The 22,335-nt window shown below is 61.3% G+C and carries 19 protein-coding genes and 1 pseudogene; 13 read left to right on the top strand and 7 right to left on the bottom strand.

Annotated features, from left to right (window positions below; all coding sequences use genetic code 11):
* Positions 1-2 precede the first annotated feature (2 nt).
* Positions 3-956: a polysaccharide pyruvyl transferase family protein gene (locus WBQ96_RS21590; RefSeq protein ID WP_336554160.1), complete on the top strand. Its 954-nt coding sequence runs from the start codon at positions 3-5 to the stop codon at positions 954-956.
* On the opposite strand, the gene WBQ96_RS21585 is transcribed toward WBQ96_RS21590, so the two are convergent.
* Together WBQ96_RS21585 and WBQ96_RS28315 are read right to left on the bottom strand one after the other, a co-directional pair.
* Positions 953-1,954: a glycosyltransferase family 2 protein gene (locus tag WBQ96_RS21585; protein ID WP_336554218.1), complete on the bottom strand. Its 1,002-nt coding sequence runs from the start codon at positions 1,952-1,954 to the stop codon at positions 953-955. The genes WBQ96_RS21590 and WBQ96_RS21585 overlap by 4 nt on opposite strands.
* Positions 1,955-2,268: 314 nt before the next feature.
* Positions 2,269-2,379 (bottom strand): annotated as a pseudogene (locus tag WBQ96_RS28315) (exopolysaccharide production repressor protein); the annotation flags it as partial.
* A gap of 622 nt (positions 2,380-3,001) precedes the next feature.
* Between WBQ96_RS28315 and WBQ96_RS21575 the strand changes: the two are divergent.
* The 8 genes from WBQ96_RS21575 (at position 3,002) to WBQ96_RS21540 (ending at position 10,767) form a co-directional block, all read left to right on the top strand.
* A complete protein-coding gene (locus WBQ96_RS21575) occupies positions 3,002-3,682 on the top strand; it encodes a sugar transferase (protein WP_336554156.1) in 681 nt (226 codons plus the stop codon).
* Positions 3,683-3,857: 175 nt separating this feature from the next.
* Positions 3,858-5,042 (top strand): polysaccharide biosynthesis/export family protein, encoded by a 1,185-nt coding sequence (locus WBQ96_RS21570; RefSeq protein ID WP_336554155.1) that lies wholly within the window; start codon positions 3,858-3,860, stop codon positions 5,040-5,042.
* 17 nt (positions 5,043-5,059) lie between these two features.
* Positions 5,060-6,325, top strand: a complete 1,266-nt coding sequence (locus WBQ96_RS21565) for an O-antigen ligase family protein (RefSeq protein WP_336554152.1) — start codon at positions 5,060-5,062, stop codon at positions 6,323-6,325.
* On the top strand, positions 6,325-7,371 hold the full coding sequence (locus tag WBQ96_RS21560) for an acyltransferase family protein (protein WP_336554151.1): 1,047 nt from the start codon (positions 6,325-6,327) through the stop codon (positions 7,369-7,371). Before WBQ96_RS21565 ends, WBQ96_RS21560 begins: the two co-directional genes overlap by 1 nt.
* Positions 7,372-7,510: 139 nt before the next feature.
* A complete protein-coding gene (locus tag WBQ96_RS21555; protein ID WP_336554149.1) occupies positions 7,511-8,611 on the top strand; it encodes an OmpA family protein in 1,101 nt (366 codons plus the stop codon).
* A gap of 132 nt (positions 8,612-8,743) precedes the next feature.
* Positions 8,744-10,081 carry an NAD(P)H-dependent oxidoreductase gene (locus tag WBQ96_RS21550; RefSeq protein WP_336554147.1) on the top strand — a complete coding sequence of 446 codons (1,338 nt, stop codon included), beginning with the start codon at positions 8,744-8,746 and terminating at the stop codon, positions 10,079-10,081.
* A 49-nt stretch (positions 10,082-10,130) separates the two neighbouring features.
* A complete protein-coding gene (locus WBQ96_RS21545; RefSeq protein WP_336554145.1) occupies positions 10,131-10,361 on the top strand; it encodes an AbrB/MazE/SpoVT family DNA-binding domain-containing protein in 231 nt (76 codons plus the stop codon).
* Entirely contained in the window at positions 10,351-10,767 is a 417-nt protein-coding gene (locus WBQ96_RS21540; RefSeq protein WP_336554143.1) for a PIN domain-containing protein, read from the top strand. Before WBQ96_RS21545 ends, WBQ96_RS21540 begins: the two co-directional genes overlap by 11 nt.
* Positions 10,768-10,779: 12 nt before the next feature.
* On the opposite strand, the gene proC is transcribed toward WBQ96_RS21540, so the two are convergent.
* The 4 genes from proC to WBQ96_RS21520 form a co-directional block, all read right to left on the bottom strand.
* Complete coding sequence (gene proC, locus WBQ96_RS21535) at positions 10,780-11,595, bottom strand: pyrroline-5-carboxylate reductase (RefSeq protein ID WP_336554141.1); 816 nt, start codon at positions 11,593-11,595, stop codon at positions 10,780-10,782.
* A gap of 79 nt (positions 11,596-11,674) precedes the next feature.
* Entirely contained in the window at positions 11,675-12,817 is a 1,143-nt protein-coding gene (locus tag WBQ96_RS21530; protein ID WP_337035923.1) for a metallophosphoesterase, read from the bottom strand.
* A 35-nt stretch (positions 12,818-12,852) separates the two neighbouring features.
* On the bottom strand, positions 12,853-14,193 hold the full coding sequence (locus WBQ96_RS21525) for an O-antigen ligase family protein (RefSeq protein ID WP_336554139.1): 1,341 nt from the start codon (positions 14,191-14,193) through the stop codon (positions 12,853-12,855).
* Complete coding sequence (locus WBQ96_RS21520; RefSeq protein ID WP_336554137.1) at positions 14,162-15,160, bottom strand: glycosyltransferase family 2 protein; 999 nt, start codon at positions 15,158-15,160, stop codon at positions 14,162-14,164. The genes WBQ96_RS21525 and WBQ96_RS21520 overlap by 32 nt, the downstream gene beginning before the upstream one ends.
* A gap of 171 nt (positions 15,161-15,331) precedes the next feature.
* On the opposite strand from WBQ96_RS21520, the gene WBQ96_RS21515 reads away from it, so the two are divergent.
* From WBQ96_RS21515 to WBQ96_RS21505, 3 genes are read left to right on the top strand one after another with little or no spacing between them, the layout of a single operon-like run.
* Complete coding sequence (locus WBQ96_RS21515; RefSeq protein WP_336554135.1) at positions 15,332-16,507, top strand: glycosyltransferase; 1,176 nt, start codon at positions 15,332-15,334, stop codon at positions 16,505-16,507.
* Positions 16,504-17,286: a WecB/TagA/CpsF family glycosyltransferase gene (locus tag WBQ96_RS21510; protein ID WP_165114833.1), complete on the top strand. Its 783-nt coding sequence runs from the start codon at positions 16,504-16,506 to the stop codon at positions 17,284-17,286. Before WBQ96_RS21515 ends, WBQ96_RS21510 begins: the two co-directional genes overlap by 4 nt.
* A complete protein-coding gene (locus WBQ96_RS21505; RefSeq protein WP_165114835.1) occupies positions 17,283-18,200 on the top strand; it encodes a DUF6492 family protein in 918 nt (305 codons plus the stop codon). The genes WBQ96_RS21510 and WBQ96_RS21505 overlap by 4 nt, the downstream gene beginning before the upstream one ends.
* 18 nt (positions 18,201-18,218) lie before the next feature.
* Here WBQ96_RS21505 and WBQ96_RS21500 read toward each other — a convergent pair whose 3' ends face one another.
* Positions 18,219-19,514, bottom strand: coding sequence for a lipopolysaccharide biosynthesis protein (locus tag WBQ96_RS21500; protein WP_336554131.1), 1,296 nt, complete (start codon positions 19,512-19,514; stop codon positions 18,219-18,221).
* A 168-nt stretch (positions 19,515-19,682) separates the two neighbouring features.
* Here WBQ96_RS21500 and WBQ96_RS21495 point away from each other — a divergent pair, with 168 nt between their 5' ends.
* Positions 19,683-22,292, top strand: a complete 2,610-nt coding sequence (locus tag WBQ96_RS21495) for a GumC family protein (RefSeq protein WP_336554129.1) — start codon at positions 19,683-19,685, stop codon at positions 22,290-22,292.
* Positions 22,293-22,335 lie beyond the last annotated feature (43 nt).

The following is a 22,335-nucleotide window of genomic DNA, read 5'->3' as shown; positions in this document are numbered from 1 at the left end:
TCATGCATCCATTCTATTGGGAATCCGCACACGGCAATTTCGGCGACGACCTCAATCTCTGGCTCTGGGATTTTCTGCTTCCCGGCTTTCGCGAGGTTCACCCCGAAGTGCTGCTCGTCGGCGTCGGCACGGTCCTGAATAAGGTCTTGCTGCCGGACGGCGTCAGGAAGCTCGTGATCGGCAGCGGCTTCGGCTACGGCACGCTGCCCGATTTTTCCGACAAGTCGCAATGGGACGTTCGCTGCGTGCGAGGTCCGCTGACCGCCGGCAAGCTCGGCATCGATCCTGGGCTTGGCATCATCGATCCAGCCGTGCTGGTCGCCGACATGCCGGAATTCCAGAACCTGCCCAAGACCGGCGGGCCGATCTTCGTACCCCATTGGGAATCGACGGTCGGCGGCATCTGGCCCATCGTCTGCAAGGCAGCCGGCCTTGGCTATGTCGATCCCTGCGGTGAGGCGAAGTCGGTCATCCGGGCGATTGCCCAGGCGGAACTCGTCGTTGCCGAATCCATGCATGCCGCGATTCTCGCCGATGCGTTCCGCGTGCCGTGGGTCGCAGTCAGCACCTCGCGCAGCATCAACAATTTCAAGTGGAACGACTGGGCCTCGACGGTGAAGGTCGCCTACAAGCCGTTGCACGTGCCGGTTTCGTCGCGCGCCGAGGCGATCACCAAGGGCGCGAAATTCTGGGGCGTAGATTTCGAGAACAAGGCGCCACCGCAGCTCGATGATCCCAACAAGCGCAGCTTCGATGAAAGCCTCGTCATGACCCGCAACGATCCGCGCCAGTCGACTTTGCGCACAATGGCAAAGCAGGTGCTGGCGGCTCCATCAACGCTTGCCCTGCGGCAGGCGCGGCGTGCCGTGCCGCAGCTCAGCGCCGACAGCGTGCTTGCCGAGCGCAAGGAGCGTTTTCGCGAAGTGCTGGCCGGGATACGGAAGGACTACTTCTAGGCGATGACGCGCGCAGGCAGCAGGTAGCGCGGCGGCATCGGTTTGTCGCTCACCGGCCTGTGCCGCAACTTGCGCGCTTCGAGCTTGTCGGCAGCGACGCCACTGACGATCGACGGCAGGGAGGCGGGGTTCGTCAGCGCGGTGAGCCCGGCTCTTGCGAGCCCGGCCTTGGCTTTCATGTCGAGGAAGTTGCGCAACTCGTAGCGTCCGCGAATGTGGCGTTCGTGCAGACGCAGCCAGCCTTTCGCTTCCTTCGGCAGATCGGGTGAGGCGAGGATGGCCCGGTCCGCTTCATAAAGGCGCTTGAGATCGAGTGTGCGGTGCCGGCCGCTGAGCGAGTCCGGTCGCACCACCGCGCCATAGCCGCAGCCGTGGAGTATCTTGTAGCGCGCACCCTTCACCAGCGCGCGTGCATAGAGGTCGTAATCCTCGCCGAGCCGCAATTCTTCCTTGTAGCGGATGCCGTGCGCGTCGAGAAAATTGCGGCGCATGACCGGCTTGAGAAAGCCGATCTCGCCGCGCGCCTTGCCGCGCTTGGAGATGTTGCCCTCGATGAAGCCGCCAATGTCGAGGAAGCGGGGTTCTGCCGCGAAATAGGGAACCTCGGGCTCAGTCATGTCACCACGGGCATCGATGAACACGATGTTGTCGGCGACGAAATCCCAGTCGTCATTGTCGAGAAGCCGCTCGAAACGGCCTTTCAGGAAAAAGTCGTCCGCGTCGAGGATCGCGATCAGCGGTGCCGTCGAATTGGCGATGGCATGATTGCGGGCGAATGCTGGTCCTTTGTTCGCGTTGAGCCGAAGGACCTTGAGGCGGCCTGTTCCATCGTCGGCTGCGATCGAGGTTTCGGCCGTACGGTCGCTCGAACCGTCATCAACGACGATGACCTCGGCGGTCTGCCGCTCGCGCAAGGCGGAACTTATGGCCCGCGAAATCGTGTCTGCCGCATTCTTGGCGGCGATGATGACGCAGACGCTAGCCTCGGATGATGTCACGTTCACCTCTTTCAATCCGCTTGTGGATCGCCGCTCGACAGCGGCGCGCCGCTTCCGGCTCCAATACAGGCAGATTGTTCGCAGTTGCGAAAGGCTATTTCATGACATGCGGGCGATCGCAGCAGTGATCAGGGGTGCTGCGAACCGGAAACGCCGGGCAGCTGGCTGATCTTTGCTGAAGGCTGTTCCTCCGGGCCCGCGGTTTGAATTGAATCGTCGGAACGGCTTGCGGCGCCCCGCGAATTCTTGCCGCCCGAGCGCCAGACCATGAACAAAACAGCGGCGAAATAGCCTATTTGCAGGAGAATGGCGCAGATCACGGTCTGGATGAAAGTAGTCCATAGCGATTGCGTAACGACGTAAGTCGTGATGGCAAACACCACCAATACGCCGACAAGACCGCGCAAGAATAGCAATAAGGACATTGTTATATCCTCATGCCATTAGTGTAATAGTTTCGGTTGCCCGAAATCATGCGCAGATACCTCCCTCCCAAACACACACCTACGATCTGCAGCCGGCACGCAATCTGATCTTCTGATTTTTCGGAGCCGTACGCCACTGCAAAGGCGCGTATAGAGGAGATATATTGAACCTGAGGTGAACGCGCAACATCACGAATTGGTTTCTCATCCATTCTTTCATTGTGCATCGCTTTGAATCCAAAGGATGTTGCAGCGCAATATCGGTTGGAAATAATTTCAATCATGACATAGATTTATTGGGCTAACATAGGTTAGAATATTAAGGATATACAAGAATGAGTTCAATTTTCTTCCAAGAGTTCCTCAATAAAGTTTGGATTGATTATAAGTATTATAAATAGATTTCAAAAAATGCACCTAAAACGATCAATTTTTACTAAAGCTCGCGGTAAAATATCCTCACCTAAATCGACTGTTATGTAAACGAGCGTCACAAATTATGATCTAAATCGGTTTTCCCGTCCGATTTTGATCACAGACATGACATATCCCCCAGTGTACAAATGTTATGTTGCGTTGCAGCATTTCGCATCGTTCCTGACCATTCTCGTGGAGCAGCCAAATGAATTACGCCGCCGTACTGGCAAACCTATCCCGACGATTCCGATCCGGCACCGAAGCCCAGCCGCCGATCGGAGGAGCAATCAAGAGGGGCTTCGACATTCTCGGTGCTGTGGGAGGACTCGTATTACTCAGCCCGCTTTTTCTGATGCTGGCAGCCCTGGTCAAATTTTCTGACGGCGGCAGTGTCTTTTATGGCCATCGCCGGATCGGCCGGAATGGCAATGTGTTCCATTGCCTGAAATTCCGCACCATGGTGCCGAATGGCGATGAGATTCTGGCAGCCTACCTCGCTACGAACCCGCAGGGGCGCGAAGAATGGGAAGCCACGCGCAAACTGCAGAACGACCCGCGTGTAACCAGGGTCGGCACCGTCCTGCGCAAGCTCAGCCTCGACGAACTCCCGCAGATCATCAATATCCTGCGCGGGGATATGAGCATTGTCGGCCCGCGTCCGGTGGTGAAGGACGAACTCGAGCTCTACGGCCAGGCGGCAGACTACTATCTGAAGTCGCGTCCGGGCCTCACCGGCCTTTGGCAGGTCAGCGGCCGCAACGACGTTTCCTACAATGCGCGTGTCGCCTTCGACCGTCACTATGTCGAGAACTGGTCATTCGCTTCCGACCTGAAAATCATCTTCAAGACAGTTCCGGCCGTTTTCTCGTCGCGCGGCAGCTATTGACCGCGCGCTAAGGCCGTTCCGCTCGTTCGGATCGGCCAAGCGCTGCGGCGCCACATACGACATGACCCGACAAACGCAGCCAGAAAGGCATGCTTTGATCATCTTATCTATTGTATCTCACCCCGCGTGGCGCGCCGGCAGGCGTTTTTTCTGCTTTAGCGCGGCCGCTATCGTCATGCTGCTGCCCGTGGCAGCGCAATCCGCCGATTATCAGCTCGGCACCATGGACAAGCTGCGCATCCGCGTCGTCGAGTGGCGCACGGCGGAGGGCGCGGTGCGCGACTGGTCGTCCATCAGCGGTGACTACACGGTCGGACCTTCCGGCAACATATCGCTGCCCTTCATCGGCGAGATGCCGGCTTCGGGCAAGACGACCACCGACATCTCGACGGCGATCGGCGAGGAGCTTCAGCAGAAGTTCGGCCTGCTCGACAAGCCCGACGCCTCGGTGGAACTCGCCGAGTTTCGCCCGGTCTTCCTTTCAGGCGATGTGGAAACACCTGGGCAATACCCCTTTGCACCCAATCTGACGGTGCTGAAGGCGCTCAGCCTTGCCGGTGGTCTGCATCGTGCCGATTCTGGTCAGCGCATAGAACGTGACTTCATCAACGCGCGCGGCAATTACGACGTTTTGGTTTCGCAGCGCAACGGGCTGATTGCCCGCCGCGCCCGCCTGATTTCCGAGGCGGAAGACAAGGATATCGAGTTTCCCAAGGAGTTGCAGGACAGCGCAGATGGAAAGAAGCTGATCACCGACGAGACCAATTTCAAATTGGCCCGCGCAAAGAAGCTCCGCGACCAGCTCCAGTCGAACGAAGACCTCAGGAACCTCCTGCAGAGCGAGATCGCCTCGCTTGAAAAGAAGATCGTCACGCAGAACCGCCAGATGGAGCTGTATCGCAAGGAACTCGACAGCATCGGCAACCTGGCCGATCGCGGACTTGTGGTGAATTCGCGTGTGCTTTCGCTCGAGCAATCCGTATCCGACCTGCAAGGCAAGGTGCTCGACATGGAAACGGCATCGCTGCGTGCCAAGCAGGACATCAGCAAGGCAACGCAGGACGCCGCCGACCTTCAGAGCGATCGCGATACCGAGATCGCCCAGGACCGTCAGTCGACGGAGGCCGATATCGAGGGCCTGAGCCTGAAGATCGGCATGTACAAGGATCTGATAGCCGAAGCGCTGTCGCATGATCCGGGAGCCGCGCGCAGCTCGAGCGCTAGCGAGGCGCCGCCTGTCAGCTACTCCATCGTGCGGGAAAACGACGGAAAGGCCAGCGAGATACCGGTAGACGAGAACACGCCGGTGCAGCCGGGTGACGTCATCAAGGTCGGGATATTGCCGATCCCCGCCAACTGAGCGGCGGTGGACCGGATATGAAGATCGCCAAGGCACGCTTTGTCAGTCCCGACCATAATTTCTGGTATGGCTTCTTTGCGATCACCTTGTCGGTCTTCGTTTTCGCCTATTCGAGCCGTTTCGGCCAGGTTTCGATCCTGGCCTATTACGCGCTCTGGTTTCCGCTGATCCTGATCGACTATCGCCACTCGCTCGGCAACTACGCGAAGTTCTACTGGATCTTGGCCTTCGGCATTTTTGCCTGCCTGTCGGTTTTCTGGTCGGCAGCCCCTAGCGTCACCATGCGCGCCAGCCTTCAATATATGACGCATATCGTCTGCGCGCTGATCGTCGCGCGCACGATGAACATCCGCACGTTGACGATGGGCATGCTCGCCGGCGTCTGCATGGTGGTTCTCTTTTCGCTGGCATTCGGCGGCTACAATTACGATTCGATGGACGGCAATTTCAGTTTCGTCGGCGCTTTTTCGTCCAAGAACCAGCTCGGCTTCTACTGCTCGGTGGGCATCTACTTTGCCTTCGCCGCCATTTTCATTCTGCGCGAACGCGGCATCTGGCGTCTGCTGGCCCTTGGCACGCTGGTTCTCGCCGGTTACGCGCTGCTCGCCTCGCAGTCGGCAACCTCCATCATCGCCACGGCAGGAACGCTCGCCGTTGTAATCGGGTTGAGCCTTCTTCTGCTGTTTGCACCGCGCACGCGAAAGATGTTCTTTCTCGTCGGCCTTATAGCTGCCATCGGCATCGCTTTCGCCGCCATCAATCTCGGCGGTCTCGACCTTCTGCTCGGTGCCTTCGGCAAGGACACGACGCTGACCGGCCGAACCTATCTGTGGGGCGAAGGCATAGCCGCCTGGCGCCTGTCACCCTATTTCGGCGTCGGTTACCAGGCTTATTGGGTCCAGGGTTTTTCGGAAGCCGAGCGGCTCTGGGAGGAATTCTACATCGCCTCGCGCAGCGGCTTCCATTTCCACAACACCTATATCGAACTGCTGGTCGAACTTGGCGTGGTCGGGCTTTTCCTGCTTTCGGTGGTGATTGTCCGGGTTCCGGTCGGCCATCTCATTCGGCTTCTGGATGACCGCGACGATGTCGCCTCCTACGTCGTCTTCGGCATGTCGGTCATGCTGGTCGTGCGCTCCTTCTTCGAGGTCGACATGATGCACCCTTACGCGATCGGCTCGTTCCTTCTCTATTATTCGGCCGGCCTGCTCGCGACCTCGCAATCGACGCGACGCTACGAGGCGCCTGCGAACCAGCACGAAATGCAGATGCGTCCCGCCTGATGAAAAAGCTCTACGGTATCCAGTATCTGCGCGCCTTTGCAGCGCTTGCAGTCGTCGTCTTTCACGCCGCCGAGCGCACGGGCGGGCACTTCGCCATCGGGGCTGCCGGCGTCGACGTGTTCTTCGTCGTCAGCGGCTTCATCATGTGGACGCTTGCCCAGTCGCGACCCGTCACGCCCCTGCAGTTCCTGCGAGAACGGCTGGAGCGCATCGCGCCGGTCTACTGGATCGCCACGGCCGTCATGCTCGGGGGCGCATTTGCCGGGCTCTTCCCGAACATGAAGCTGACGCTCGGCCATGTGTTGGGTTCGCTGTTCTTCGTTCCGCACATTTCGCCGAGCAATGGCGAGATCTGGCCGGTGCTGGTCCAGGGCTGGACGCTGAATTACGAGATGTTCTTCTATGCCGTCTTTGCCTGCACCTTGCTGCTGCCAGCGGCCAGACGCCTGCCGGCGCTTGCGGGCTTGTTCATCCTATTGGCCGTCATAGGCCTTTCGCTCGACAGCGATAATCCGCTTTTCCGCACCTACACCAACCCGGCGATCCTCGAATTCCTGCTGGGCGCGGTCATCGGCAAGTTCTGGCTGGAGGGCAGGATTCCGTCGCCGGCGAGTGGTCTCGCGCTGATCCTGCTTGCCGTTTTCGGCTTCGTTTTCGTTGGCGTCACCTATGTCGGCTTTCATCCCTTCGTCTTCGGTCCACTTGCCGTCGCCCTTGTAACTGGTGTGCTTTCGCTGGAGCGCGCCGGCATGATTTCCGATTTTCGCCCGCTGACATGGCTCGGCGACGCCTCCTATTCCATCTACCTCTGGCACACGCTGGCGGTTTCGGTGGTGGCGAAATTCGCGCCGGCGATATCCTTGCCGGCTCCCCTTGCGCTGGTCGTTGCCGTGCTTGCGGGCACCGCGGTCGGTGTTGTCGCCTACGAACTGCTGGAAAAACCGATTGCTGCCGCTTTTAAGGCATCGCGCCGGCGCGGCGCAATCAGGGCGTCGACCATGACACAGCCTTCCGAGCGCGGAATCGAAGCAGTGACGAAGACATAACTTCGTTCCGCGAAGTCGAGGCCGAATTTTTCTCGAGCCGAAAAATAAAATTGGCCTATTCAGCAGTAAAGCGTAATTGCGTTTCTTGCTGCTCGAAGGTATTTTTGCCTGCCTGCGATGAGCGCAGTGGGGGAAGATTATGCAATTTTCGGGTTCCGGGGTCGCAACGCTGTTTTGTGCGGCCATTCTTCTGTTTGCCGGCGTAAATCTTGCTGCCGCCGATGCCACTATTCCCACTGCCGACATCGAAGGTGCCGCCGACAATGCGCTGGCCAAGCGCTATGACGGCTCGTTCATCGTCAGTTACGAAAAATTCTCCTACACCGATTTCACCATTCCGCTTTCACCATTGAAGCCCAGCGAGGACGAAGAGGCGCGCGATTCCAGCAACAACCGTGTTTTCACGCCAGAGAAGAAGGTCGAGGTCGAAGGCGCGTTGACCCGCATCGCCTATGTGCTGCCCGGCGAACGCTCGCCGCTGGAAGTGCTGCGTAACTATCAGGATGTGATCGAAGAGGCCGGCGGCGAAGTCCAGTTCGAATGCAAAAAGGAAGACTGCGGCGGCGACGCCACGCGATCGAGCAGCGGTGGCGGCGGCCATATGAGCCTGATGCAGTATTTCTTCCACGAGGCCGATGTGAAGGATGCAGCCTTTTCCAACGGCAATTGCGCCCTGACTGCCGGCATCAATGACCAGCGCTATTTCACCGCCAAGGTGCCGCAGACGGCAGGCGACGCCTATGTCACGGTGCAGGCCTATCAACTGGTCGATGATCTCTACTGCAAGGAGTTCAACGGCCGCACCATTGCCGTTGTCCAGATTCTGGAGCCGAAGCCGCGCGAAAAGAAGATGGTTCTCGTCGAGGCCAAGGAGATGGCCGATTCGTTGAGCGAAAAGGGCAGCATTTCGCTCTATGGCATCCTGTTCGACACCGACAAGACCGACATCAAGCCGGAATCCGAGCCGACCCTGAAGGAAATCGCGGCCCTGCTGAAGAACGAGCCGAATATCTCCGTTATCGTCGTCGGCCACACCGACAATCAGGGCGCCTTCGATTACAATCTCGACCTGTCGTCGCGGCGCGCCAATGCCGTGAAGGATGAGCTTGCCGCCAAATACGGCATCGAAGCTGCTCGCTTGACCGCCGCCGGCGCCGGCATGATGGCGCCCGTCGCCAGCAATGACGACGAGGCCGGCCGCGCCAAGAACCGCCGCGTCGTGCTGGTCAAGCTCAACTGAGCAGGCATCGGCTTTAGCCCTGCCGATTTGCGTCGGACGATGATAGACTTGACTGGACGAGCGACCGTTTCATTGGCAAGACGGTCGCAATTCCCGTAACATCGTTCAGTTTTACCAAGCATCGGAATTGCCATGACCAATGTCGCCCTCACCGGGCTCGCCCGTGATCTTGCCAGACGTGCGGAGGAGGGGCGGCCGGTTCGTATCGGCGTTATCGGCTCGGGCGAAATGGGCACCGATCTGGTCACGCAGGCGATGCTGATGAAGGGCGTAGAGGTCTGCGCCATCTCTACCCGCCGCCCACATACCGCGCGCGAGGCGATAAAAATTGCATACGGCGACGAAGCCATGGCGCGCGAAGCCGACACCGCCTCGAAGGTCACCGAAGCGATCGAGGGCGGCAAGATCGCCATCACCTCCAACGAAATGCTGGTCACCAACCCGCTGGTCGATGTCGTCATTGATGCCACGGGCAAGCCCGGCGTCGCAGCTGATTTCGACCTCAAGGCGATGGAACACGGCAAGCATCTCGTCATGATGAATGTCGAGGCCGACGTCACCATCGGCGCCTATCTCAAGAAGGAAGCCGATCGGCTCGGCGTCGTCTATTCGGTCGGCGCCGGCGACGAACCGTCGAGCTGCATGGAGCTGATCGAGTTCGCCTCGGCACTCGGCTACACCATCGTTTCGGCCGGCAAGGGCAAGAACAACCCGCTCAACCACGACGCCGTGCCCGACGACTATCGCGAAGAAGCCATCCGCCGCAACATGAACCCGCGCATGCTGGTCGAGTTCATCGACGGCTCGAAAACCATGGTCGAGATGGCGGCGATCGCCAACGCCACCGGCCTCGTGCCCGACAAGCCCGGCATGCACGGCCCCAAGGCCGACCGCGACCAACTCGCCAAGGTGCTGATCCCCGAGAAAGACGGCGGCGTGCTGAGCAAAAAGGGCGTGGTCGACTATACAATCGGCAAGGGCGTCGCACCGGGCGTCTTCGTCATCGTCGAAGCCACCCATCCGCGCATCATCGAGCGCATGGACGACCTGCATGTCGGCACCGGCCCCTACTACAGCTTCTTCCGGCCATACCATCTGACTTCGCTGGAAGTGCCGCTGACTGCGGCCCGCATCATGCTCTACGGCAAGCCCGACATGGTGCCGCTGCCGAGGCCGGTGGCCGAAGTCTGCGCCGTGGCCAAGCGCGACCTGAAAGCCGGCGAAACATTCGATGCCATCGGCGAAACCTGCTACCGCTCCTGGACGATGACGGCTGAAGAAGCGCGCGCCAGCCACGCCGTGCCTGTCGGCCTGCTGGAAGGCGGCAAGGTGCTGAAGCCGGTGAGAAAGGGCGAACTGCTCACCACCGACAACGCCGCGCCGGATGTAACGACGCGGCTGTATGAGTTGCGGCGGCGGCAGGATGCGATGCTTTATGGAGCGGCTGCGAGTTCGGCGGCCCTTGTTTGAGTGACCGGATGGATATACATTATAAAGGTGTATATCCACAGGTGATGCCATGAAGATTTCCAAATGGGGCAACAGCCTTGCGGTTCGACTGCCCGCTGCGGTGGTGGACGCGCTAGAGCTGCATGAAGGCGACGAAATCGAACTCCGCGTCGCGGATCGCGGCGAGCTTGAGGTTGCGCGCAAACCCAGTCGAGACGAATTGGTTGAAAGGCTGAGGGCCTATCGCGGCCGTCTGCCTGCCGATTTCAAGTTCGACCGGGATGAGGTGAATGCCCGGTAGCATCGTTCGTCCATTCATCGATACGAATGTGCTTGTCTATCTGGCTTCCGGCGACAGGACCAAGGCCGATCGCGCAGAAGAGATTCTGAAAGAAGGCGGCACGATCAGCGTTCAGGTTCTGAACGAATTCGCCAGTGTCGCCCGCCGCAAACTGGGCATGACGTGGTCCGAGACGCACGTTTTTCTTTCGACGTTCAGAGAAGTGCTCACGGTGGTTCCGATGACCGAGGAAATCCACGTAGCCGGCTTGGCGCTGGCAGAGCGTTATCGACTAAGTGTCTATGACGGCATGATTGTCGCCGCCGCTCTTGATGCCGGGTGCGATGTCGTGCTGTCGGAAGACATGCAGGACGGTCTGATAGTCGACGGACGACTGGTTATCCGCAATCCGTTACTGGGTATTTGACGCGGGAGAAATTTACTTCCCCAGTTCCACCGACCTCGCCCGTGCCGCCTCCACCGCTTCGGTCAAGAGGTTCTTCAGCCGGTCCTTACCCATCAGTACCGCAAGCGCTGCCGCTGTGGTGCCGTTGGGGCTTGTCACCTGCTGGCGCAGAACGCCGGGTTCTTCGGCACTTTCGGCGGCGAGGCTCGCCGCGCCGAACACGGTTTGCATGGCGAGCAGCTTTGCCGTCTCCTTCGGCAGGCCGGCGTGCTCGGCTGCTGCCGTCAGCGCTTCGATGAAGTGAAAGATATAGGCCGGGCCCGAGCCGGAAACCGCGGTCACGGCGTCCATCAGGCCTTCGTCATCGATGGTGGCCACCGCGCCGCTGGCTGAAAGCAGCTCTTCAACGAAGCTTTTGGTTTGCGGAGTGACGTTGCCGTTCGCGTAGACCACCATCATGCCCTTGCCGATTGCGGCGGGCGTGTTCGGCATCACCCGGATGATCGGCGTCTTGCTGCCGAGGATGGCTTCGAAGGTTGCAATCGGCGTTCCGGCAGCGACGCTGACAAAAGTTGTCTCACCGTTGCCGAGATGCTTGTAGGCGGCTGTCACTTCGCGGATCACCTGCGGCTTGACCGCCAGCACCACAAGCTTCGGTGCCTCGCCAGCCGTCAGGCCGCCGGCATCCGGACTTGCCGCAGCACCCAGCGTTTCGGCACGCGTGCGCAAATCCGCATTCGGCTCGACGACGAAGGTTTCGGCTGGCTTCAACTGGCCCGATTTCAGCCAGCCCGCGAGCATGGCGTATCCCATATTGCCGCAACCGGCGAGCACGACTTTGATTGTCATTTCAGTTCTCCAGACAAGACCTCAATAGACGGTCAGGTCCAGATGGAAAAGGGGCCTGTGGCACTGGCCCAAATCCTCGTCAGGGCGTGTCCAGCTTCTTGCTGAAGGCATTGGTGAAGACCATCTCGCCCCTGTCGCCGACCGCTTCGGCCAGCACGACATCCATATAGTCGTTGGTGACGTGGACAATGGCGAAGCCGCCCATATAGGCGGCCTTGGGCTTGAAGATGTCGAGCCCGTCGCGCTGGTAGATCATCGCCGTTTCGTGCTGGTGGCCGTGAAAGATGCCAATGACGTTGTGGCCAGACAGGACAGCCAGCAGCGCCTTGCGGTCGTCCTCGCTCCACCAATGCGGCGCGCCGGAGCCGTCGTCGTCGAATTGCTTCTTCGCCGGGTCCCACTTCTCCGTCGAGAACGGATCCCAGCCATAATGCTGGAATAGGATCACCGGCTCGCCGTTGCCGGCATAAGTCGCCAGATCCCGTTTCAGCCATGGCAAGCCGCTCACCGCACCCTTGGCGGTGTCGCCGGCAAAGCGGTGCGTCTGGACCAGATGCAGGCCGCCCCAGTTCCAGGAATAGTCGTCCGAAGCGCTGTCGTAGTTCTCGGCCGGCACCGGCGGCTTGAAGAACACGCTCGGGCGGTGGTTGATTTCGATGTAGTCGCGCAGTTCCTGCCGGTACCAGTCGGTTTGCGGCGGCGGGCCGTCCTGGTCGAGATCGTGATTGCCGAGGCCGGCATAGACGGGAAAATGCACGCGGTCCGGCCCGCTGCCTTGCTGGTAGCGATGGCTGAATTGCAGCAACTGGGTACCTTCCCGCGGTTGCGTCATCTGCCCGCCGCCGTCGTCGGTCAGGTCGCCGCCGACAACCACGCCGAGCGGCCGGGAAATCTTCCTGCCTGCGCCTGCAAGCCCGCTCGCCGCGCCATCGATATCCTTCGGCCAGCGATTGTTCGGCACGCGGTTAAGTGCCGCGATATGGCGCAGCAGGTTTTGGTCCGTTTTGCCTTCCTGCAAGCAGTTCGGGCTGAGGCCGCTCGCCATGCGGCAGGCGTGAACGTCGTTGGTGAAGATGAAGGTGGCGTCGATCATCCGGCCGGAAGCTGGCGCCACGGCGAAAGCCTCGCGCGGCAAGGCAGGCAGCACAGCCAGCCCGAGCCCGCCAAGGATCAGTTCTCGCCGGGACAGCCGGACCGGAGGAGCAATGTCACGCGCGCTCATGCGGTGAAGATGTGACGTCCGCATGCGCTTTGCAACTAGCGTTTCGTCCGTGTCGCCACCGGAAAACGCGCAACCAGCCTGAGCCCGATGATGCTGAAGACGAAGAACAGCCAGACCGGATCGGCGCGGCGAAAGAAAAAACTCTCCAGGAAGGAGTTCAGCGCGGTGAACAGAAGGATCATCATGAAGAAGTCGCCGAGATAGACATTCTCCTTGCGCATGGGAATGCGCATGTAGTCGCGCAACGGCGCGATGAAGAACGCCCAGGCGGCAACGCAGAGCGCCGGAACGCCCATGATGACGGCGATGTCGAGATAGCCGTTATGGCCGTGCACGATGCTGCGGATGTCCCATGGCCGGTCGAAGGGCTGGTCCATGGTCCAGAGGAACATCGTGCCCCAGAAGCTCTCATAGCCGTAGCCGGTCCATGGTTTCTTGGCGATCATCTCGCCGGCGAACTCCCACAGCGTGGTGCGGCCGGTATAGGTCAGGTCGGAGAAGTTGTGGTGGACGAACAAACGCAACGGCTCGATGAAGACGATGCCGAGCGTGCCGATCGTCGTGCCGATGATCGCCAGCAGGAACAGGGCCGGCGTCAGAGAGCGCACCCCGAAAATCCCCGGCACCGCCACCATCAGGATCGCAAGCGGCACCAGCCCGGCAGTGGTCTTGGAGCCGGTGTTCATCATGAAGATCATCGCGGCGACCAGCAGGAACGGACCGGTGACCTTCCAGCCGCGCCGGAACAGGTAGAGCCCGCCGAAGCTGAAACAGGCCATCACCGGCCCGGCGATGTTCTTGTGCGTGAACACGCCGCGCCAAAGCCCGGCATGTTGCGGCTCGGCGCCGGCGGTTGTGTGCTTGGCTTCGTTGGGAAACAGCACCAGCCCGACAAAGCACAGAACCACGATGAAAATGCCGGAAAAGGCGATGACGGTCGAAAATGCGTCGGCATCGCGTGGAATGGCAAGCACCGTCGCCATCACCAATATGCCGATGACGGTGAAGGAAGCGGCGCGCAGTGCTGCCATCGGGTCCGTCGCATTGGCGACCGAAAGCATCAGGAACCCGAGCAGCAGCAGGAAAGACGGCGCAAACAGCGCCATCAGCACGCGGCGATCGGCAAAAGTGAACAGCGAGAAGATCGAGATCGCGCCCAATGCGCCGAAGCCGAGCTGGTTGACGATGTCGCCGCCCGCTGACGGCATCTCGGCGCCGCCCGGCTGGAACGGCCGGAACGAGATCATCACGACGGTCAGCAGCATCGAGGCGATCGCGGTGGCGATGCCAGTGCGCGTGAACGCGCCGGCCAGCAACGCCTGCATAGAAACCGGGTACGGTTTCTCAGTTTTTTTCGGGCTGACGATACTGCTCATTGGCATATCCGAATTCGGCCATCACCCGGCCGAGCGCAACATAGACGGGATAAAGACCGACCGAAAGCGAGCGTGTTTCATAGAGCCGCCGCGCGCCTCGGATGGGAGAGGCCGCCAGCAGCGCCAGGCTTTTCAACAGCACTTTCGTGTTGGCGAAAGGCGTGCCGGCGCGCTTCTTCTTTTCCACCAGCGTTGAAATCACGCCATTGCGCAAGGCGCGGGCGCGGATCCAGTCGGCCTCGACCCGGCGCGCCGGCACGGCCTCGTAGACGGGTGCTTCCGCGCACCAGCCGAGCCTGAAGCCGCGCTCGGCCGAGCGGCTCAGGAAATCGGAATCGCCGCCGCCCATGAAATTGAACCGCAAGTCGAGGAAGGGCGGGCCCATCGCCGCCAGCACATTGCGCCCGATCAGGAGATTGCCGGACGAGTAAAGCGCCGGCACGCGACCGCTTTCGCCATAGGGTGGCGCAAACACCGGGTGCGTTGCCCATTTCTCGTGAGCAGGTTCGGCAAAGACGGGAATTTGCGGGCCGCCGACAATGTCGGCACGCATCGTCTCCGATGCCAGGCACATCCGCTCCAGCCAGTTCTCGTCGGCGATCTCGTCGTCGTCGATGACAAGCAGGTGGCGAAAGGCCGGAAAATAGCGGATCGCCGTCTGCCAGCCGGCATTATAGGCGCTGCAATTGCCGCGCTCATGCGCAATGATGACCATGCCGGGAAGATGTCCGGCCACGAACAGCGGCGTCGCCGCCCTGGCGCCCTCGCGCTTTTCGGCCTCGTTTTCCATGACGATGATGGCGAAGGGGCGTTGCGTCTTTTGCGCGCGCAGTGAGTCGAGCGTGGCCAGCAATTGCTCCGGCCGGCGGAAGGTCGGCACGGTAACAACCGCTTCCATTGCCGCGAAGTCCAGGGCAGGAGACTTGCCGGCGATCGAAACGGCGCCGTTTGATGGCGAAAGGGTCATGCGCGGGCTGCCGATTGAGTTTGGGCTGTGATATCACTATCGCCGATAACGGTTCGTTAAACACCTTTCGTGGAACGGGCTTCGCCGATGGAGCAATCGCGACAATCATATGTGTCATTTAATCAACGGTTCACTGCGCTCTGCTAGCGAAAATGCTGACGTAGGGGTGTGATGCATCTTCTGTTTGCAACATCGATCGTGCCGGACGGCGCGCTGGAATCGGGCTACGAGATCGCCAACGCCGCGGTCATCGATGCTTTGCATCGTGCTGGCGTGCGCGTCACGGTCATCGGCTTTGCCTGGCCGGGCAAGCCGCCGGCCGATCCCGACAACACCGTCGTGCTCGGCGAAATCGACGTTCGCACGGAAGACGCCCCGTTCAAGCAGAAGATCGCCTGGCTGGCCAAGGCAATGCGCACCGGCCTGACCTTCTCATCGGTGAAGCTGCGCGCCGTCACTGCCGGGGAGTTGCGCCAGGAGATCGCTGCGGCCGGGCCTTTCGACGGCTATGTGCTGAATTCCGTCCAGTTTGCCGGCGCATTCGAGGGCGTCTTCGACGACCGACCCTCGATCTTCGTTGCGCATAATGTCGAGCATCGCTCGGCTATCGAGATTGCCCATTCGGTCAACAGCATGCTCCAGCGTTTCATGTATACGCGCGAGGCGAAGCTGCTGAAGACGCTCGAATTGCGGCTGTGCGAAAAGGCGCGTTTCGTGTTCACGCTGGCCGAGGAGGATCGTGCCGCCCTTGGCGTCGCCTCGGACGACAGGTCGGCGGCCCTGCCGCTTGTCACGCGCCAAACACCCCCGCCGCAGCCGTCGAAGCGGCGGATCGAGTGTGACGCAGCACTTATCGGCACCTGGACCTGGCAGCCAAATCGCATCGGGCTGGATTGGTTCCTGGGCGAGGTCGTGCCGCAATTGCCGAGCGATTTTCGCATCCGCATCGCCGGGCGCACGCTCGCGGGCGCAGCATCGAGCCATCCCGGCGTGGAGTTCGTCGGCCGTGTGCCCGATGCCGAAGCATTCGTGCGAAGTGCAGCGGTCATCCCGCTGATCAGCCGTGCCGGCACCGGCGTGCAGCTCAAGACCATCGAGACCTTCGAACTCGGCCTTCCCGCGGTGGCGACCCGAAGTGCGCTCCGCGGCATAGACCATATGCCGGAAAACTGCGTCGTGACCGACAATCCGGCGGTATTTGCCAAGGCGCTCGAACGGGCGGCGTCCGGCAAGGTGGCCGACGCCGATGGCCGTATCTTCTATCGCCAGCAGCGCGCGGCACTCGACGCGCAGGTCATGCGCGGCCTGGACAAGATCGGCTACCAGAGAAACGGAGCCGCCGCATGAACGTCCATGCCGGCCGCCGGTCCTCAGATGTGAAGTCCTGGAGAATGATACTTGGCATCCACGTTGCCAATATCGAATGGGGCGAGGCGATCACCATCCTGAAGCGCAAGCTGGATGACAACCGCTTCACCAAGATCAGTTTTCTCAACGCGCACAACGCCAACATCGCCTGCGTCGACGAGGCCTTCGCCGATGCGCTGAACGATTTCGTCATCCTGCCGGATGGCATCGGCGTCGATATCGCGTCGAAACTGCTTTACGGCGCGCCGTTTCCGTCGAACCTGAACGGCACCGATTTCATTCCCGCGTTCCTGAAAGCGTCTGCCCGCCCGCTGACGGTCGGGCTGATCGGTGCCACGCGCCGCAACGCCGACGAAGCCGCGCGCAAACTCGCAGCATTGGCCGAACAGCACAGCTTTGCCGTCATCCATGACGGCTATTTTGCGCCCAAGGATGAGCCGGAAATCCTCGAACGCATCAGAATCCTGCGCCCCGACATCCTGCTGGTCGCCATGGGCGTGCCGCGCCAGGAATTGTGGATCGCCCGCAACCTCACCAAGCAGCATTGCATTCTGCCGATCGCGGTCGGCGCGCTGCTCGATTTCCTCAGCGGCTCCGTGCCGCGCGCGCCCGGCTGGATGCGCACCCTGCGGCTCGAGTGGCTGTTCCGCCTCATCATCGAGCCGCGCCGCCTGTGGCGCCGCTATATCGTCGGCAATCCGCTCTTCCTCGCCCGTGCCTTGCATCAGAAGTTTTTCGGCGTGAGGGAAGAACGGTGAACAGCCGGTTCGTTCCCTCCGATGACAGGCGCTCGAACATGCCGGTGACCTTGCAGTCGGCAATGGTGACCGCCAGCTACGCGCCCGATTTCGAACGCTGCCGGCTGCTTTGCGAGACCGTCGACCGCCACGTCACCGGCATGGCGCATCACTACATCCTGGTCGAGCATCGCGACGTGCCGCTGTTTCGCCAGCTTGAAACGCCGAACCGCACGGTGGTCGACGAGCGCGACCTGCTGCCGAACTGGCTTCATGTTCTGGACGACCCGCTCAGCCTGTTTCGCCGCCGCGTCTGGCTCAGCCTGCGCACCATGCCGCTGCGCGGATGGCATGTGCAGCAGTTGCGCCGCATCGCGGTAGCAGTGCATGCGAAGGAGGACGTTCTTGTCTATGTCGATTCCGACGTCGCCTTCCTGAAGCCGTTCAACTTCTCCGCCTTCCAGCGCGAGGGCAAGGTGCGGCTTTTCCGGCGCGACAACGCGATGGCAGGCGGCGATCAGGGCGAACACCGCATATGGTCGCGCAATGCGGGTGCCGCGCTCGGTATTAAAAACCCCGAAACATCCCCGCATGACTACATCTCGACGCTGATCGCATGGCGGCGCGACAGCGTGCTGGAAATGTGCCGGAAGATCGAGGCGGTGCATGGCCGCCACTGGATCGCGGTTCTCGGCTCGGCGCGAAAATTCTCCGAATGCCTGCTCTATGGCCGCTTCGTCGACGAGGTTCTGCAAGGGCAGGGCCATTTCCACGGCGCGGAGGAATTCTGCCGCGTGCACTGGACGGGCTCGGCCATGTCGGAGGCGGAATTCCGCGAATTCGTCGCCACCATGTCGCCCGAGCAGGTGGCGATCGGCATGCAGTCCTTCATCGGCACAGATCTCGATCGCATCAGGCGGCTGGTCGAAGCGTAATAACCAGCGCGTGGCCGCTTACACGGCCTTCGCCGGCAGCTTCAATGCCGAATAGGTGAGGGCCGCCGAGGCCAGGTAGAGCGCCGCGAAGACGCCGTTCAGCCACCAGATCAGGTCCGGCGTTTCGAGCCCGCGCGTCAATATCCAGATCAGAAGCACAGCCTTGAGCCCGGCCAGCAGCGCGAGGTTTATCGCCCGGATCAGCGTCTGCCCCCGCGCGAACAGCAGTTCGGCCTGATACTCGACCAGGTTGCGCAGGCCCGGAACGAAGATTGCCAGCGCCACCAGCGGTGCGGCTTCCGAAACGTTCCTGCCGAGTGCGTTGGGGAAGAAATGCAGGACTATCGCTAGGCAGAACAGGGCCAGCGTCGAGACGAGGAAGACGCCGAGTTCGATGCCGCCGCGTACTTTCAGGCGCCTCAGCATTTCGGGCGCGCGCATCATCCGCTGCACCAGCATCATCGAAAAGGTGCGGATCGGTATGGCGGTGAGATCGACCAGCCGCATGATGATGGCATAAAGGCCGGCAAGCTGCGGCCCGCCGATCGACAGCACCAGCAGCTTGTCGAACTCCATCTGCAGGTAAAACAGCACTTCCGCGCCGGCGACATAGACCGAATCCGCCAGCCGCCGCATATAGAGCGGAATGCGCAGCCGCAGGCGTTGACGCGGGTAGAAGAAGCCAAAGGCGATGACCGCCGAGATGGCATTGGCGGCGACGTAGAACAGTGCCCAGTCTTCCAGCGCATGCGTCGGCCAGAAGAAGAATGCCGCTGCAAAAGCAGCGCGCGCCACGGTTCCGAGTATCGCCATGATCGCCGCGCGCCCGAAGCGGCCGAGACCGTTGTTGACGATCAGCGCCACCTCGACGGGCCGCCACAACAGTGCTTCGGCAAAGACCACCGTCGCAAAGATCTTGAGCGGCAGTTCGCTTGAAAAGAACAGCAGATAGATCCCATAGGAAGCCGCCGCGAGCAGCGGCAGCGACAGGACCGCAAGCAGGATGAAACCCGCCGTGAAGGTGCCGATAAGGTTCGGCCGGATCGTGGCCGTCCGGTAAAGTGCTGAGATGAAGCCGAAAGCGAGGATGCGCGACAGCATGACGCCCGCTGCCGAGGCGGTTGCGAAGAGGCCGAAGTCAGCCAAAGACAATGTGTTGGCGAGTGCTATGAAATAGATGAGTGAGAAGACCAGCCGCCCGCCGGCGCCACTGATCGCCGAAAAATAGTCGCGTACGAGGTTGCGTCGTTCCGACAGGAACGCGGTCAGTCGCGCGGTTGGCCGCGCAGGCCTTGTGTTGTTGCTCTGGGTCATATTTGAGTCGAGAAACTACCGTTGAAAGCTTAATGTCCCGCAAAGCAGGATGCACGCTGGCGCTTACCGCAAGTTGCACCTAAATTAACGTTTTGTTTCCCATACTTGTTTAGCGTGACTTAACGATCGGTTCTCGATCACCGTGCCCCGTTTGGAAGCTGTCGCAGAATGTTCGACACCGAAAATCGTGATGATCGAAAGCGTTCGCTGCTTGCCTATGCCGGCGATGATCGTGATGCCCGAAAGGCACCACGCCCCGGTTCCCTGCTTTCTATGGCGAATTCGGAGCCGGAAGCCGATCCGGTAGAGCGCCATCGGGCAGCAAGGGCACAGCGCGAAAGCCGCCGGGAAGCACCTATTACGGCAGAAGCGCCGAGCGCGCAGCCGGCAGAAACCTCAACTGAGGCTCGATCTTCGTGGCACATCGCCGATCTGGTTCCTGGCTGGATGTCGCGTATGGCGCAGCATCGCCAGCATCAGCTATCATCGGTCTCCGCCGAAGCCGCCTCCGTCGATCAGGACCGGCGGCTTGCAACGCGGCGGCAGGATGATGACAGCGTGCGTGGCAACGAAGATCAGTTCGCTCAAAGGGGCGATGATGGTGACGACCAGCAGTGGAAGCCGCTGGTCGACCCGATGAAGGTCATCGGCGGTGTCGCCCGCTCCAAATTGCTGATTGCAGCGACGACGATACTCGGCGCGCTGCTCGGCATCGCCATCGCATTGTCGACGCCCAAGACATACGAGGCGGCAACCGAGTTGCTGATCGATCCGCGCGACCTCAAGCTGGTCGACCGGGACCTCACCCAGGCCGGCTTCTCCAACGAGGCGACGCTCGCCATCGTCGAGAACCAGGTTCGCGTCATCACGTCGGGAACCGTGCTCAACAAAGTCGTCGACCGCCTCAATCTCGAAAGCGATCCCGAGTTCAACGGGCAGGGCGGGGGCGGGCCTCTGTCATTCGTCCGCTCGCTGCTGTCACGCGGCAGCAACGGCGCCGACGATCCCGGCCGCCGCCGCTCGCTGGCCGTCGGCAATCTCGCCAAGGCCCTTTCGGTGGAGCGCGGCGGCAAGACCTTCGTGGTCGTCATCGACGTAAAGACGCAGGACGGCGAGAAGTCGGCGCTTATCGCCAACACCATGGCGGATGTGTTCCTGAAAACCTATGGCGAATTGCAGTCCGATACGGCCGGCCGCGCCACCGACGAACTGACGGCCCGCCTCGACGAGCTTCGCAGCGGCGTGGAAGCGGCCGAACGCAAGGTCGAAGCCTTCAAGGCCGAGAACGACCTCATCAACGCACAGGGCCGCCTGATCAGCGACGACGAGATATTGAAGCTCAACGAGCAGCTTTCGATCGCGCGCGCCCGCACGCTGGAACTCAACGCCAAGGCCGCCTCCACAAGAGGCGTCAATGTCGATTCCGTTCTCGGCGGCGTGCTGCCGGAAGAAATAGCATCGGCGAGCATGACCGAACTGCGCTCGCAATATTCGACGCTGAAGGGCGAGGCCGACCGTCTCGCCGTCAAGCTCGGGCCGCGCCATCCACAGCGTCAGGCGGTTGAAGGCCAGCTTGCCGGCGCGCGCGACCAGATCGCCGCCGAACTGCGCCGCATCGTCTCCTCGGTCCAGACCGAGCTGAAGCGCGCCGTGCAGCTTGAACAGGAGCTCTCCTCGCGGCTGGCCCAGCTCAAGGTGCGTTCGGGCAGCGTCAGCAGCGAACTCGTGACCCTGCGCGAACTGGAGCGCGAGGCGACCGCCAAGCGCGCCGTCTACGAATCCTTCCTGCTGCGCGCCCGCGAGACCGGCGAGCAGAGGGACATCAATACGGCCAATATGAGCGTGATTTCGGTCGCATATGCGCCGTTGCAGGCCAATGGGCCGTCACGCTCGACGATAACGATCGCCAGCACGATCCTTGGCTTCCTAGCGGGCATCGGGCTGGGCGGCATGCGCGGTGCTTATGAAAGCCTGCGCGATACCGCCGACGATCGCCGTCGCCGGCGCAATCCACGCAAGCGCAGTGCTGCACCGCTGGATGTCCCCCCGGCCAACCGCGAGCCAGCGCAGCGTCCATATCAGCCGGCCCCACAAGCCGCATCCTCCGCGTTTGGCGAACCAGCCTTCGCACGCGATACTGCTGTGCACGCCGGCTCATATTCCGTCCCGGAACGGGCAGTTCCGCAGCCGGCTCCAATGCCGCAACAGCCTTCCTATCCGGAGGCAGGCCCGAGGCAAAATCCCGCCGCCGGCTATCCGACTTATCATGCTCCGCAGCCGGTTCAGGCGCCTGTGACCTATCAGCAGGCTGCGGTGCCGCCTTTCGTCCAGCCGACGCCTCAGCCGCAAGCCTATCCGCAGCAGCCGGCGCCGCATCCTTATACCGGGCAGTATGCGCAGCCGCCGGTGCAGCCCGCGCCGCAGCCGATGACTTATGCGCCACAGCCAACGCCTTATCCGCAGGCTCCCGCGCAGGTGTATCAGCCGCTGCATCCCCAGGTTCAGCCGCAGGGCTATAATCCCTATCCACCGCAAGCGCCTGCCTTCGAACAGCAAATGCCTGTTCAGCCTCAGCCGGCAGCACAGCCCGCATATCAGCCGATGCCGGGGGCATTCCAGCCCGCGCCCGCACCGCAGCCGCACGCACCCGCCGGCCAGCAGATGCCGGACCCCGCGGCACACCAGCCGCCCATCGAGGAAATCCGCGCCAGCCTGCGCGACTTCCGCCAGGCCGTGGAAGAGCTCGCTACATCACGCGCGCGCCGCCGCTATTTCTAAATAATTCGCCGGGTTTCACGTTAGCGGCACGCGGTGCCGTATT

The sequence above is a fragment of the Mesorhizobium sp. CCNWLY176 genome, from assembly GCF_037153935.1.
GTDB lineage: Bacteria > Pseudomonadota > Alphaproteobacteria > Rhizobiales > Rhizobiaceae > Mesorhizobium_M > Mesorhizobium_M zhangyense.
Note: the sequence above shows the minus strand (reverse complement) of the source record. Positions and strands in the feature narration are given on the sequence as shown.